General features: G+C 69.6%; 12 protein-coding genes. 7 read left to right on the top strand and 5 right to left on the bottom strand.

The window, feature by feature from the left end:
• Window positions 1-157 precede the first annotated feature (157 nt).
• The gene (locus OV208_RS21810; protein ID WP_267575805.1) at window positions 158-2,209 is read left to right on the top strand and encodes a serine/threonine-protein kinase; all 2,052 of its coding nucleotides are present in this window, start codon (window positions 158-160) and stop codon (window positions 2,207-2,209) included.
• A 30-nt stretch (window positions 2,210-2,239) separates the two neighbouring features.
• Here OV208_RS21810 and OV208_RS21805 read toward each other — a convergent pair whose 3' ends face one another.
• Entirely contained in the window at window positions 2,240-2,596 is a 357-nt protein-coding gene (locus OV208_RS21805) for a hypothetical protein (RefSeq protein WP_267575804.1), read from the bottom strand.
• A gap of 257 nt (window positions 2,597-2,853) precedes the next feature.
• Between OV208_RS21805 and rplU the strand changes: the two genes are divergently transcribed.
• From rplU to OV208_RS21775, 6 genes are all read left to right on the top strand, one after another.
• Window positions 2,854-3,162, top strand: a complete 309-nt coding sequence (gene rplU, locus OV208_RS21800) for a 50S ribosomal protein L21 (protein WP_267575803.1) — start codon at window positions 2,854-2,856, stop codon at window positions 3,160-3,162.
• A gap of 51 nt (window positions 3,163-3,213) precedes the next feature.
• On the top strand, window positions 3,214-3,489 hold the full coding sequence (gene rpmA / locus OV208_RS21795) for a 50S ribosomal protein L27 (protein WP_267575802.1): 276 nt from the start codon (window positions 3,214-3,216) through the stop codon (window positions 3,487-3,489).
• A gap of 128 nt (window positions 3,490-3,617) precedes the next feature.
• Window positions 3,618-5,003, top strand: a complete 1,386-nt coding sequence (gene obgE, locus OV208_RS21790; protein ID WP_267575801.1) for a GTPase ObgE — start codon at window positions 3,618-3,620, stop codon at window positions 5,001-5,003.
• A gap of 4 nt (window positions 5,004-5,007) precedes the next feature.
• On the top strand, window positions 5,008-5,688 hold the full coding sequence (locus tag OV208_RS21785; RefSeq protein ID WP_267575800.1) for a TrmH family RNA methyltransferase: 681 nt from the start codon (window positions 5,008-5,010) through the stop codon (window positions 5,686-5,688).
• Window positions 5,689-5,769: 81 nt separating this feature from the next.
• A complete protein-coding gene (locus OV208_RS21780; protein WP_267575799.1) occupies window positions 5,770-6,600 on the top strand; it encodes a LolA family protein in 831 nt (276 codons plus the stop codon).
• Window positions 6,601-6,615: 15 nt separating this feature from the next.
• Window positions 6,616-8,037, top strand: a complete 1,422-nt coding sequence (locus tag OV208_RS21775; RefSeq protein ID WP_267575798.1) for a hypothetical protein — start codon at window positions 6,616-6,618, stop codon at window positions 8,035-8,037.
• A gap of 210 nt (window positions 8,038-8,247) precedes the next feature.
• Here OV208_RS21775 and rimO read toward each other — a convergent pair whose 3' ends face one another.
• From rimO to OV208_RS21755, 4 genes are read right to left on the bottom strand one after another with little or no spacing between them, the layout of a single operon-like run.
• Window positions 8,248-9,648, bottom strand: coding sequence for a 30S ribosomal protein S12 methylthiotransferase RimO (gene rimO, locus OV208_RS21770; RefSeq protein WP_420715043.1), 1,401 nt, complete (start codon window positions 9,646-9,648; stop codon window positions 8,248-8,250).
• A gap of 32 nt (window positions 9,649-9,680) precedes the next feature.
• Window positions 9,681-10,796 (bottom strand): hypothetical protein, encoded by a 1,116-nt coding sequence (locus tag OV208_RS21765; protein ID WP_267575796.1) that lies wholly within the window; start codon window positions 10,794-10,796, stop codon window positions 9,681-9,683.
• An 11-nt stretch (window positions 10,797-10,807) separates the two neighbouring features.
• Complete coding sequence (locus OV208_RS21760) at window positions 10,808-11,305, bottom strand: YajQ family cyclic di-GMP-binding protein (protein ID WP_267575795.1); 498 nt, start codon at window positions 11,303-11,305, stop codon at window positions 10,808-10,810.
• 24 nt (window positions 11,306-11,329) lie between these two features.
• Window positions 11,330-12,970, bottom strand: a complete 1,641-nt coding sequence (locus OV208_RS21755) for a ribonuclease J (protein WP_267575794.1) — start codon at window positions 12,968-12,970, stop codon at window positions 11,330-11,332.
• Window positions 12,971-13,052 lie beyond the last annotated feature (82 nt).

Raw genomic sequence — 13,052 nt, 5'->3', positions numbered from 1 at the left:
TGACACCTTCCTGACACGCCGCAGTCCTGCGCCCAACCGTCACCCCGGCCCAGGGGAGGGGCCCCGCCTCACTTTGCGACAACGGCCCTCGTTGACAGTGGATACGGGGCTTCCGGGATGTGCAGATTGGGCGGGGAATTGGCCGGGGGGGAGTGGTATGGCCGAAGTCGCGAGGAGTGAGCGCACGTGTGTGGCGTGCGGTCGGGGACATGGACCGGAGACGTCGTGCGACACGCTTGTCCGGGAGGCGGGCGGTGTGGGGGGGAGTGCACCCGCTGGGGAGCCGGGGACGGGGCCCGCGCAGGAGGAAGTGGATCCACTGGTGGGGACCCGGATGGGCAGCTTCCGGCTGGTGCGCCGGGTGGGCCGGGGGGGCATGGGGTCCGTGTACCTGGGGGAGCACGTGTCCATTGGCAGCCGGGTGGCGGTGAAGGTGCTGCACGAGCACCTGGCGCGCTACCCGGAGCTGGTGCAGCGCTTCCATGCCGAGGCCCGGGCAGTGAACCTCATCGGGCACGAGAACATCGTCAGCATCTTCGACCTCAACGCCGCGGCGCCGCGTCCGTACCTCATCATGGAGTACCTGGAGGGGGCGCCGCTGTCGGCCTGGGTGGGGACGCCGCTGTCGGCCGGGGCCGTGGTGCCCATGCTGGCCCAGGTGTGTGACGCGCTGCATGCGGCGCACGCGCGGGGCATCGTCCACCGCGACCTGAAGCCGGACAACATCTTCCTGGTGAAGCGCGGCCGGGGGATGCCGTTCGTGAAGGTGCTCGACTTCGGCATCGCGAAGCTGGTGGACGCGAGCATGCCGGAGACGATGGCGGGCATCATCGTGGGGACTCCGGAGTACATGGCCCCCGAACAGTCGCTGAGCCGCCGCCTGGATGGTCGCGCGGACCTGTACGCGGTGGGCGTCATCGCCTACCAGTTGCTCACGGGCCGGTTGCCCTTTCCCGACGAGGGACTCACCGCCCAACTGGTGGCACACCAGACGCGGCAGCCCCCGCCGCTGCGCTCCATCTGCCCCACGGTGCCGGCCGCGCTGGAGGGTGTCGTGCTGCGCACGCTGGCGAAGACCCCCGAGGAGCGCTTCCCGAACGCGCTCGCCCTGCGCTCCGCGCTGGAGCAGGCCCTGGTCGTGCGGACCCCGCCGCCTCGCGTGTCCACGCCGGGACCCCGCCCCGCATCCCCCGCGCCTCCGGGCGCCTCGCAGGGACCTTCTGTCGGTGGGCCCCGGAGGACGCCCGCGGTGGCGCCCGCCGGTTCCCCGAGCGGGGGCGCGACCCTCCCGGTGCAGGTGCTGCTGCATCCGGGCGCGCAGCCCCGGCCCTTCACGGGCTCCGACCTGTCGCGCGGAGGGGTGTTCCTGCACGCGACGGGAGAGCTGCCGCTGCTGTTCTCCCAGGTCCAGGTGGTGCTGCCCCTGCGCACGGGGCCGCTGAGCGTCACGTGCGAGGTGGTTCGCCACGTTTCCCCCGAGCAGGCCCAGGCCTGGAGCATGCGACCTGGCTTCGGCGTGCAGTTCGTCGCGCCGTCGGCCACGCTGAAGGCCCGCGTGGAGCAGCACCTGTCGGGTGCCCCGGCCTCGTCGCCCCCCGCGCCGCCCCGGGAGCTTCCGGACGACGCGGAGGCGGAGTGCATCCTCGCGGCCCACGGTGAACGGCTGGGCGGGGAGGGGACCCACTATGCGGTGCTGGGCCTGTCCCCGGACGTGGAACTGGAGGCCGCGCGGGAGCGGGCCCGGGAGCTGTGGACCGCCCTGTCCGCCGTGCGGCAGCGGCCCCTGTCTCGCGGGCAGCAGTCGCGCCTGGAGTCGATGTTGATCCGCGTGCGGGACGCGGGCGACACGCTGGGCCTGCCGCTGCGCCGGGCACGCTACGACGCGCGGCTGGGCAACTCCCGGGGCGTTGCCCGGTGCCTGGAGGCGGGCCTCACTCCCGGACAGGCGGAGACCCTGCGTCGCGAATTCCTGGCCGAACAGCCCCGGGCGGTGGGCACCGCGCGGGTGCACTTCCTCACCGGCAGCGCGCTGGAGCGCGACGGCCAGCTCAAGCGGGCCCTGGAGGCCTACGAGCGCGGCCTGCAGCTGGACCCGTTGGAGCTGGAGTTCCAGCAGCGCCGCCGCGTGGTGGACCGGGCGCTGGAGGCGCGAGGGACGGGGTCCCGCAATGAAAGAGCCCGATTCCCTGGGGAGGGAACCGGGCCCTGAGCCCCGACGGGTGGGTCGGGGCGAACCGGCTTAGCCGCCCAGGTCGCAGGCGGCGCTCACGCCCGAGAGCTTCGTGGCGCAGGCGGCGATGCGCTCGCCGTAGGCCTGCTGCTCGGCCGAGGTCTTGTCGCTGCAGCCCTTCGCGTCCTTCAGGCAGGACAGGTAGTCGTTCAGCTTGTCCTTGTCGGCGTCCGAGCAGGTGTCGAGCGATTCCTTACAGGCATCGCGCTCGGCGTCCGTGGGCTCGGCGGGCTTGGTGACGGTGATGCCACAGGCCTCGGCCTTGCTGAACAGGTCGTCGGCAGCGTCCTCGGAGTCGTCGCACAGGTTGCCGCCGCAAGCAGTGAGCGAAGCCAGGGCCGCCAGGCCGATCAGGAACTTCTTCATGGTGGTTCTCCCCCTCAGGAATGAGGTACAGGTGGGTTGAAAGCAGGCCGCAGCCTTTGCGGCCACGGGATGCGTTCTAGTGGACTTTATTCCGGGAATTCTATTCAAAAGTCGTTGAGGGGGTTGGCGGGACGTCTGATCCGCCATGTGCCTTGACTCCCCCCCGGGTTTCCCGTAAGTCCCGCCGTCTTTTAGCGCGCCGGGCGGTCCGCCGTCCGAAATGCGCGTTGGATTCCATAGCTGACAGGGGTTCGACGATGTACGCAGTCATTCGCACGGGCGGGAAGCAGTACCGCGTTGCCGAGGGCGACGTTCTCCGGATCGAGAAGATCACCGGGGACATCGGCGCCGAGGTTTCCTTCACCGAGGTCCTCCTCCTGGGCGGCTCGGACAGCCCGAAGGTGGGGCAGCCGACGGTGTCGGGCGCGAAGGTCGTGGGCAAGGTGCTGGCGCAGGACAAGCACCGCCGCGTCCTCCACTTCCGCAAGGAGAAGGAAGGTTGGACCCGCCGTCGTGGCCACCGTCAGTCGTACACCGAGGTGAAGGTCACCTCGATCTCCGGCTAAGTCGGTCCCCTTCGCAGGTCTTCTTCACTCGAACTTCAAGGAGCAGGTGTCATGGCCCATAAAAAGGGACAGGGTTCTTCGCGCAACGGGCGTGATTCCAACCCGCAGTACCGCGGCGTGAAGGTGTATGGCGGCGAGACCATCTCCGCGGGCAGCATCCTGGTTCGCCAGGTCGGCACGGTCATCCACCCGGGCACGAACGTGAAGCTCGGCCGCGACTTCACCCTCTTCTCGACGGTGGACGGCGTGGTGAAGTACGAGCGCCTCGGCCGTGACAAGAAGAAGGTGTCGGTGTACCCGGCCGCCGCCGAGCAGGCGACCGCCTAGTCGGTTGCTCCGGGGGAAACCCCGGGCACGGCATCCCCGAGCGGGTCGTTCCCGGTCCACCCCGTCCTCACCGACGGTTGGATGCGAGGACGGCCCGCTTTGTGTTTTTCCAGGAGGGTAATCCCCCCATGAAGTTCGTCGACGAAGTACGCATCTACGTGAAGGCGGGGGACGGCGGGAACGGTGCCGTGTCCTTCCGGCGCGAGAAGTTCATCGAGCGGGGCGGCCCCAACGGTGGGGACGGCGGCAACGGCGGTTCCGTGTCGTTCGTGGCGAACCCCCAGCTCACCACCCTGCTGGACTACCGCTACCAGCAGCACCACCGGGCGAAGAACGGCGAGCACGGCATGGGCAGCGACTGCAACGGTCGCGGGGCCGATGACATGGTGCTCCAGGTGCCGGTGGGCACGCTGATCCGCAACGAGCAGACCGGCGAGCTGCTGGTGGATCTGGGCGAACCGGGCCAGGAGTTCATGGCGGCCAAGGGCGGCCGTGGCGGCCTGGGCAACATGAACTACGCCACCTCCACGCGCCAGACGCCGCGCTTCGCGCAGGACGGCGCCCAGGGCGAGGAGATCACCCTGCGGTTGGAGCTGAAGCTGCTGGCGGACGTGGGCCTGCTGGGCTTCCCGAACGCGGGCAAGAGCACGTTCATCTCGCGAGTGAGCCGGGCGCGGCCCAAGGTGGCGGACTACCCGTTCACCACGCTGGTGCCGAACCTGGGCATGGTCCAGTACAAGGATCACCTGTCCTTCGTCATGGCGGACATCCCCGGCATCATCGAGGGCGCCAGCGAAGGCGTGGGCCTGGGCCACCAGTTCCTGCGCCACGTGGAGCGCTGCAAGGTGCTGGTGCACCTCATCGACATGGGCGCCATGGGCGACGGCCGTGATCCGCTGTCCGACTTCAACATCCTCAACAAGGAGTTGAAGAAGTACAGCGCGGAGCTGTCCGGCAAGCCGCAGGTGGTGGCCGCCAACAAGCTGGACCTCACGGAGGCCCGCGAGCGGCTGGGGCCCTTCACGGAGGCCCTGCGCCGTCGTGGCATCCGCGTGTACCCGGTGTCCTGCGCCACGGGCGAGGGCATGCAGGCGCTGATGGACTCGGTGGCGGAGGTGCTCTTCACCGGCAAGACCGACAAGATCCACACGGAGGCCCCGCCGAAGGGCTCGGGCAAGCGCCCGGGCGCTCCCGCGAAGAAGGCGTCCGCGACGCGTCCGGCGAAGAAGGCCGTGAAGAAGGCTTCGACCCGGACCGCTGCGGCGCGCAAGCCCGTGGCGAAGAAGCCCGTGAGCAAGGCCTCCGCGAAGAAGGCCGTGGCGAAGAAGGCGGCGGGTTTGGCTCGCAAGCCCATGGCGAAGAAGCCTGTCGCGAAGAAGGCCGTCGCGAAGAAGCCTGTCGCGAAGAAGGCTTCGACGCGGGGTTCGGTGGCGCGCAAGGCCGTGGCGAAGAAGCCCGTGCGCAAGGCATCCGCGAAGAAGTCCGCCGCGAAGAAGTCCGGCGGGAGGCGCTGAGTCGATGGCTGGTGGAGGACCCCGCTACGAGAAGTTCGATCGCGACGTCGTCGAGCCGGAGCAGTTCCTGCTCGATGTACGCAAGGAGAAGATCGACCGTGTCGTGGCGCAGCGCACGCGCAACTTCACGGTGGTGCTCGACCGGCTGGAGGACAACTTCAACATGGCCGCGGTGCTTCGCACCTGCGAGTCCATGGGCGTGCAGGAGGTGCACGTCGTCATCAACCCCGACGCACCCTTTGTCCCCAATTCACGGGTGGCCCAGGGCTGCGACAAGTGGTTGGACGTGCACCTCTACAAGACGTTCGCGGACTGCCGTGAGCACCTGAAGGGGCAGGGCTTCAGCCTCTACGCGTCGGCGCTGCGCGAAGGGGCCACCAGCCTCTACAGCCTGCGCTTCGACTCGAAGTTCGCCATGGTGTTCGGCAACGAGCGCTTCGGCGTGAGCGACGACGTGCTGGCGAGCGTGGATGGCACCTTCTGGGTGCCCATGAAGGGCTTCAGCCAGAGCCTGAACATCTCCGCGGCGGCGTCGGCCAGCGTCAGCCGGGCGATCGCCTGGCGGGACGAGCACCTGGGCAGCTCCGGGGATTTGACGCCCGAGCAGGCCCAGGAGCTTCGGGAGCGCTTCTATCTGCTGGGCGTGAAGCAGCGGAAGCGTCTGGTCAAAGCCACACAGCGGTGAATGCTGGCCCCCCGGGGGCCGTCCGGATGAAGTAGATGGACCCTGCGGGCGCCCTCGGCGCCTGCTCCGGAGGCGCACGCCATGTTGCTGGAATCCCTGCTCTTCACGCTGCTCGCCGCGCCGCAGGCCCCCACCACCGCCGCCCCCGCCGCACCCGTGGCCCAGACGGCCCCCGCACCGAAGCCGGCTGCTGCCGCCGCGAAGGCTCCGGCCGCCGCGCCGAAGCCCGCGGCCCCGCTGGATGCCGGCACGGCCGCGCCTGCCGCCGACATGAAGGCCCCGGCAGCCAGCGCCACGAAGCCCGCGCCGAAGATGACGCCCGAGGTGAAGACGCTCGTGGAGCGGATGCAGGCGTTCTACGAGAAGACGAACGACTTCAAGTCGGGCTTCAAGCAGGACTACAAGTACAAGACCTTCCGCCGCACGCAGTCGTCCACGGGCACGGTGACGTACAAGAAGCCGGGCCTGATGCGCTGGGAGTACACGAACCCGTCGCCGCGCACCTTCGTGCTCGCGGGCAGCAAGGTGTACGCGTACGACCCGGCCGCGCAGACGCTGTCGGTGGCCGCCGTGGACACCAACCAGCTCTCCGCGTCGGTGACGTTCCTCTTCGGTCAGGGGAAGCTCGCGGACGAGTTCGCCATCTCCAAGGGCGACTGCAAGGACTGCAAGGGCACACTGCTGGTGTTGGATCCACTGAAGACCGAGCCGCGCTTCCGCCAGGTGCGCCTGGAGGTGGACCCCACGTCCGCGCAGGTCCTCAAGAGCACCGTGGTGGACCCGGACGGCAGCGAGAACACCATCGCCTTCGTGGACCTGAAGACGAACGTGGGCATCTCCGCGGACAGCTTCAAGCTGAACCCGCCCGAGGGCACCCGCGTGGACGACTTCACCAAGGCGAAGGCGCCGTAGGAAAGGCCGCCCTCCATGCGCGGCGTGTTGCTGGCGGGATGCGTGCTGCTGGGCGCGGGGTGTCAGTCCTCCGCGCCCCCGGGCCCCGTGCGTCCCACGAGCCTCGTGGGACAGACGCTGCCCCTGTTGTCGTCCCCCGCGCTGCGGCTCACCGTCGCGGGACGGCTCGCGGGGCGGGCCGTGCCGGTGGTGCTGGACGTCGCGCGGCCCCTGTCGCTCGTGTCCTCCGGATGCTTCGGCGGGGAGCCGCCCACGGCCGCTGGCACCGCTCGCGTGCCCGAGCCCTCCGGCGGATATCGCTCCTGGCCCGAGGTGCAGGCCCCGCTGCTGACGGTGGGCCCGGTGGCGCCGCCCCTGCGCACGGTGCTGCTGTCCGGTGAGCAGGGCTGTTCGGTGACGCTGGGGCAGGACGTGCTGGCCCCGTACGCCCTCACGGTGGAGCCGCTGCGCCGCGAGGTGACCTTCACCGCCACGCGCCCCCGGGCCGCCCATGAGGCGGAGCTGCGCGTCTCGGACGCGGTGCGTGAGTCGCACGTGGTGGAGCTCAGCCGCGAGCCCGTGGGGGACTGGCCGCTGTTGGCCGTGCAGGTGACGCAAGGCACGACGAGCATCACCGGCCCCTTTGTCCTGGGCACGCGCGAGCCCTTCTCCCGGCTGGCGGTGGACCCGGCGTTGGCGCAGGGACTCCAGCCGCTGGAGACGGCCGCGGGCCTGCCTCCGCGCACCTTTGTCGTGGACGCGGTGGAGGTCGCCGACGGGCTGGGCGCGCGGCCCCTGGTGATGGAGGCCGCCGGACGCTGGCCGTCGCAGAGCAGCCTGGGGCGTCTGGGCCCGGACGTGTGGGGCCGCTTCACCGCCACCGTGGACGCGCAGGGAGGGGCCCTGGTGCTTCGCAGGCCGCACGTGCGCACGCCCGATGAGACTGGCGGCCGGCAGCAGTGCGCGGGCGAGGGCGGGGCCTTCAGCGAGGAGGCCTGCTACGGCGTCTTCTCGCGCCCGGAGCCGGACGGTGCGGTGGCCCTCTCCGGCGCGGTGTACCGGGACGTGCCCGAAGGCGTGCGCCTGTACGTGGAGCCCCGGGGCGCGGACGGACATCGCCTGGAGACGGGCTGCCAGGTGGGCCTGAGCTTTCCGACCACCCTGCGAGGCGCCAACACGCAGCACCGGCTGCCGTGGGCGTCGCTCTCCCAGACCCTGCCCGCGTGTCACGCCGCGCTCCAGGCCGCGCGGAGCTACGCGGTGTCGCTGGTGGAGGAGGGCCGTCAGCCCGAGTGCCCCACCACCTGCGCCTTCGTCACGGAGACCGCGTCGCGGCGCACCGTGTGCGAGTGCCAGCCGACGCCGCTGGGCGAAGGCGTAGCGGTGCCCACGAAGGGTTCCGGCCCGCAGCCGCCCCCTGTGGAGGAGCGCGAGCTGGAGCCCGAGGATCCGAAGTAGTTCCGCGCCGACTGGGTAATGCGTGGTGGTGCGCACGAGGGGGGCGGGCCCGTCGCCGCCTGTCGAGGCGCGCGAGGAGCGGAAGGAGCCGCCTCGTGTTGATGGGCCAGGGCGAGGTCGCCCCGTGCCACAAGGTTCGGGCCCGCAGCCGCACCCCCTCAAGGAGTGCGAGCCGGGGCCCGAAAGTACCGGTTCGACCGTGGCCGGTGACTACTCCGGCCGAGGCTCCGCCGGACGCTTCAGTGACTTCATCGGCACGGGTGCGGGCATGGCCTCGCGCGGGGTGTGCGTGCGCTGCTTCGGATCCGGACGCTCCACCACGCGGGCGATGAGGTCGTAGTCGTGCGCTTCCGTCACCTCCACGGTGACGAACTCGCCCGGGTACGCCAGACCGTCGTTGATGTAGACCTGCCCGTCGATCTCCGGGGCCTGTCCCTCGTGACGGCCCACCAGCAGGTGCTCGGACTCCTCGCTGGGGCCCTCCACCAGCACGGTGAGCTTCTGGCCCACGAGCTTCTTGTTCTGCTCGCGGTTGATGCGCTTCTGGATGGCCATCACCTCGCGCCAGCGGCGCTCGATGGTCTTCGCGGGGACCTTGTTCGGCAGGTCGAACGCGGAGGTGCCCTCCTCGTCGGAATACTGGAAGACGCCCAGGCGCTGGAAGCGCTGCTCCTTCACGAACTCCTTCAACAGCTCGAAGTCCTCCTCCGTCTCACCCGGCAGGCCGACGATGAGCGAGGTGCGCATCACCAGGCTCGGCACGCGCTCGCGCAGCTTGGTCAGCAGCTCCTTGAGGAACTTGGAGTTGCGGCCGCGCTTCATGGACAGGAGCAGCTTGTCGCTGGCGTGCTGCACCGGCATGTCCAGGTACTTGGCGATCTTCGGCTCGGACGCGATGACGTCGATGAGCTCGTCCGGGAACACGCGCGGGTAGGCGTAGTGCAGGCGGATCCACTTCACGTCCACCTTCACCAGCTCCTTGAGCAGCTCGTGGAGCTTCGGCTTGCCGGGCAGGTCATGCCCGTACGCCGTCAGGTCCTGCGCGACCAGGTTCAGCTCCTGCACGCCGCTGTCGACCAGGTTGCGCGCCTCGGCCACGATGTCTTCCACCGTGCGCGAGCGCTGACCGCCGCGCAGCGTGGGGATGATGCAGAAGGCGCAGGCGTTGTCGCAGCCTTCCGAAATCTTCAGGTACGCCGTGTACTTCGGCATCGAGTTGATGCGCGGCGTCTGGGCGTTGTGGATGTAGTCCGGATCCGGAATCACCTGACGCGGCGAGGCTTCGGCGGCCAGCAGGTCGCCAATCTGCGCGTAGGCGCTGGTGCCCAGGAAGTGGTCGACCTCCGGCATCTCCAGCGACAGGTCCTGGCCGTAGCGCTGGGACAGGCAGCCCGTGACGACGAGCGTCTTGCAGGCGCCCGTCTTCTTCAGCTCCGCCATCTCCAGGATGGAGTCCACCGACTCCTGCTTCGCCGGGCCAATGAAGGCGCACGTGTTGACGACGATGACCTGGGCGGCCGCCGGGTCCTGCACGAGCGAATAGCCACGGGTGCGCAGCGTGCCCAGCATCACCTCGGAGTCCACCCGGTTCTTCGGGCAGCCGAGGGTCATCATGTACAGGCTCTTGGTGTCTTCCACTGCGTCTACCGCTTTCCGATTTCCGTTCGATCGAAGTGGTCCGCACTCCAAACGAAGTTGACGATGGCGCCGTTCGAGTAACCGATGGTCAGCGCTCCCTCTTCATCCAGTTCGACGGAGCTGGCGCGACCCAGCGCACAGGTGGCGGCCGGCCACTCGAGCGCCTGCTGCGCCGTCTTCCCCGACACCACGTAGAGCCCCATCCGAAGCTCGTCGTCGGAGTCGCATTGACCCTCGACGGCATAGGGATTCTTCCCGGTGAGCACCGTAACGACCGGTCGTCCGTCCGGCAGGCTCAACGTATCCGGCACGTTGACGCCCATCTTCGTCGCGTCCACCGCGTTCGGGGCCACCAGCGCGCGCAGTGAAGCAGGGTTGAGCGCCGCGTCGCCCTGGGCCCAGTCCGGGTACGGCAGGATGCCCCAGCCGAGCCAGCCGGTGGGCGCCGCCTCCAGGGCGGTGACGGATGCGGGGGGCTTGAGCTTGAGGTTCTTGCGCGCGTCGTCCGGCAGGCGCAGCGCTTCGCCCACCATCGTCGTGCCGCCCGTGCAGTTGGACACCGGCACCGTCTTCGCGCCCACCTGGTCCTGGTCCTCGTAGGTGATGCAGAGGTCCATGACGAGCGGCGCCACCGCGGGGAAGCGGGGCAGGGCGCGCACCGGCACCATCGCCACCACGGAGAGCGTGTCGCCCTGGCGGTGCACGGCGGCGTTCACCAGCTTCTGCGCGAACGGAGGCGTGCCGCTCTCCGGCGGGGAGGTGCGCTGGCCGTCGAAGGCGAAGCGGTAGGTGTAGCCCGTGGCGGTGGGACCCGCGTCCGGGAAGGACAGGGTGAGGGTGATGAGGTCGCCAGCGAGCAACTGGTTGTCCGTGGCCTCCACACCCACGAAGAGCGTGTCCTTGCGCCAGCCCACCCGGGCGGAGAAGTTCGCCGTGGCGCCCTCGACCGTCAGCGGCTTGAGGACCATGGGCGAGCCGAAGTCCTTGAGCCCCTTCTCCGGCTGCGGCGCCTTCTTGAGCACGGGCACCGGCTTGCTGGGGCGCACGGCGTCCTGCGCGAACGAGGGGGTGGCGGTGGCCAGCAGCAGGAGCGTCAGCGGGGCCAGGGGAGCGGCGTGCATGGCGGAAGGGCTCAGTCGCGGAAGTTGGTGAACTGCATGTCCAGGCTCAGCCGGTCCTGCTCCTTGCGGAACAGCGCCATGGCGTCCTGCAGGTCGTCGCGGTTCTTGCCCGTCACGCGCAGCTGATCCGCCTGGATGGAGGCCTGCACCTTTATCTTGGAGTCCTTGAGCACCTTGATGAGCTCCTTGGACTTCTCCACCGGGATGCCCTGCTGCAGCTTGATGGGCTGCTTGACGTTCGCGAGGCCCGTCTTCTCGATGTCGCCGAACTCCAGCACCCGCAGGCTGATGCCGCGCTTGGCCATCTTCGAGAGCAGCACTTCCTTGGCGGCCTGGACCTTGTCCTCGCTGTTGGCCTTCACCGTGACGGAGGTGTTGTCCGGAGCGACGACGATGTCGGCGTTGACACCCTGGAAGTCATAGCGCGTGCCGAGCTCCTTCTTGGTCTGATTGACCGCGTTGTCGAGCTCAGCCAGATCGATTTTCGAGACGACGTCGAAGGAGGGCATGGGGATGGGCCGCCCTTACCATACCTACACCCGGACGACCAAGGGCACCACCAGGGTGCGCCGGGTGGTGTGCTGCTTGAAGGCCCGCTTCACCGCCCGGACCAGCTCCTCGCGCGCCAGGGCGTCGTCCCCGCGCAGCTGTGGGTTCAGCTCCTCGAAGTAGGCCTTCGCCTCCAGGGCGATTCGCGGCAGCACCCCCTGCTCGTCCGGGGAGAGCCCCTGGCCGGACAACTGGGGGCCCGCCACCAGGGCCTGCGTGTCGCGCCGGAGCACCACCACCGCGGCCACCATGCCCGTCTCCGCCAGCCGGTTGCGCTCCACGAGCGTCTCCGGTGTCACCACCCCGCTGCCGGAGCGCTCCCGGAGGATGCGCCCGGACGGCACGCTGCCGGAGAAGCGGCCCCGGCCCTCCTCGAACGTCACCACGTCGCCGTCGTGCGCCAGGAGCAACCCCTCGGGTGCCATGCCGGACTCGCGGGCGGTAGTCAGGTGTCGGTGCAGGTGCCGGACTTCCCCATGTACGGGGACGAAGTGGCGGGGCTTCACGATGTCCAGCACGCGGCGCTGCTGGGGGCGGCTGGCGTGTCCGGAGACGTGCACGCCGGGTTCCACCTGGGCGTAGACGATGCGGGCGCCGCGCCAGTGGAGTTGGTCGAGCAGCGCGCCCACCGAGCGCTCGTTGCCGGGGATGGGGCGGGCGCTGACGATGACCAGGTCGCCGGGCTCCAGCCGCACCGGGCCGTCACCGTGGGCCAACTGGGTGAGGCCCGCGCGGGGCTCACCCTGGGCGCCGGTGGTGAGCACCACCACGCGGTGGGGCGCGAGCTTCGGCACGGAGTCGATGTGCACGAAGAGCGAGTCGGGGACCTGGAGGTAGCCCATCTCGCGGGCCAGCTCCACGTTGCGCACCATGCTGCGGCCCTGGAGCGCGACGAGCCGGCCGGTGCGCTCGCAGAGGCTCAGGATGTGGCGCACGCGGTGGAGATTGGAGGAGAACTGCGCGACGACGATGCGGCCCTTCGTCTCCTGGAAGAGGCGCTCGAAGGTGGTCTGCACCACGCGCTCGCTGCCCGTCTCATCCACCAGCTCGGAGTTGGTGGAGTCCGACAGCAGGCACAGCACGCCCTCTTCGCCCGCTTCGCCCCATCGCTCCAGGTCCGTCTTCAACCCGTCGATGGGATCCGGATCCAGCTTGAAGTCGCCGGTGTGGATGATGGTGCCTTCGGGCGTGCGGACGATGTAGCCCACGGCGTCCGGCACGGTGTGCGTGACGCGCGTGGCCTCCACCGTGAAGGCGGTGCCGACCTTGAAGGGCGAGCGCGGTTCGATTTCGCGCAGGTCCGCTTCCACGCCCAGCTCCTCCAGGCGGTTGCGCGCGAGCGCCAGCGTGAAGCGCGTGCCGTAGACGGGCACGGGCAACTCGTCGAGCAAGTAGGGAAGCGCGCCAATGTGGTCTTCGTGCCCGTGCGTCAGCACCACGCCCTTGAACTGCGCGGCGTTGCGTTTCAGGTGGGTGAAGTCCGGGACGATGATGTCCACGCCGGGCATTCCCGCCGAGGGGAACATCAGTCCGGCATCGATGAGCAGCAGCTCCCCACGACAGGCGAGCACCATGGCGTTGAGGCCGATTTCGCCGAGGCCGCCCAGAGGTATGACGTGGAGCATGTGCCGGCAGTCTAAGGACTTGCACCCCCTGGCGCGTGGGAATCCGCACCCCCCTCCCGTTTCCCTTCACCGGCCGCCTGCT

The sequence above is a fragment of the Corallococcus sp. bb12-1 genome (genome assembly GCF_026626765.1).
Taxonomy (GTDB): Bacteria; Myxococcota; Myxococcia; order Myxococcales; family Myxococcaceae; genus Corallococcus; species Corallococcus terminator.
This window is presented reverse-complemented; position numbering and strand designations above follow the sequence as displayed.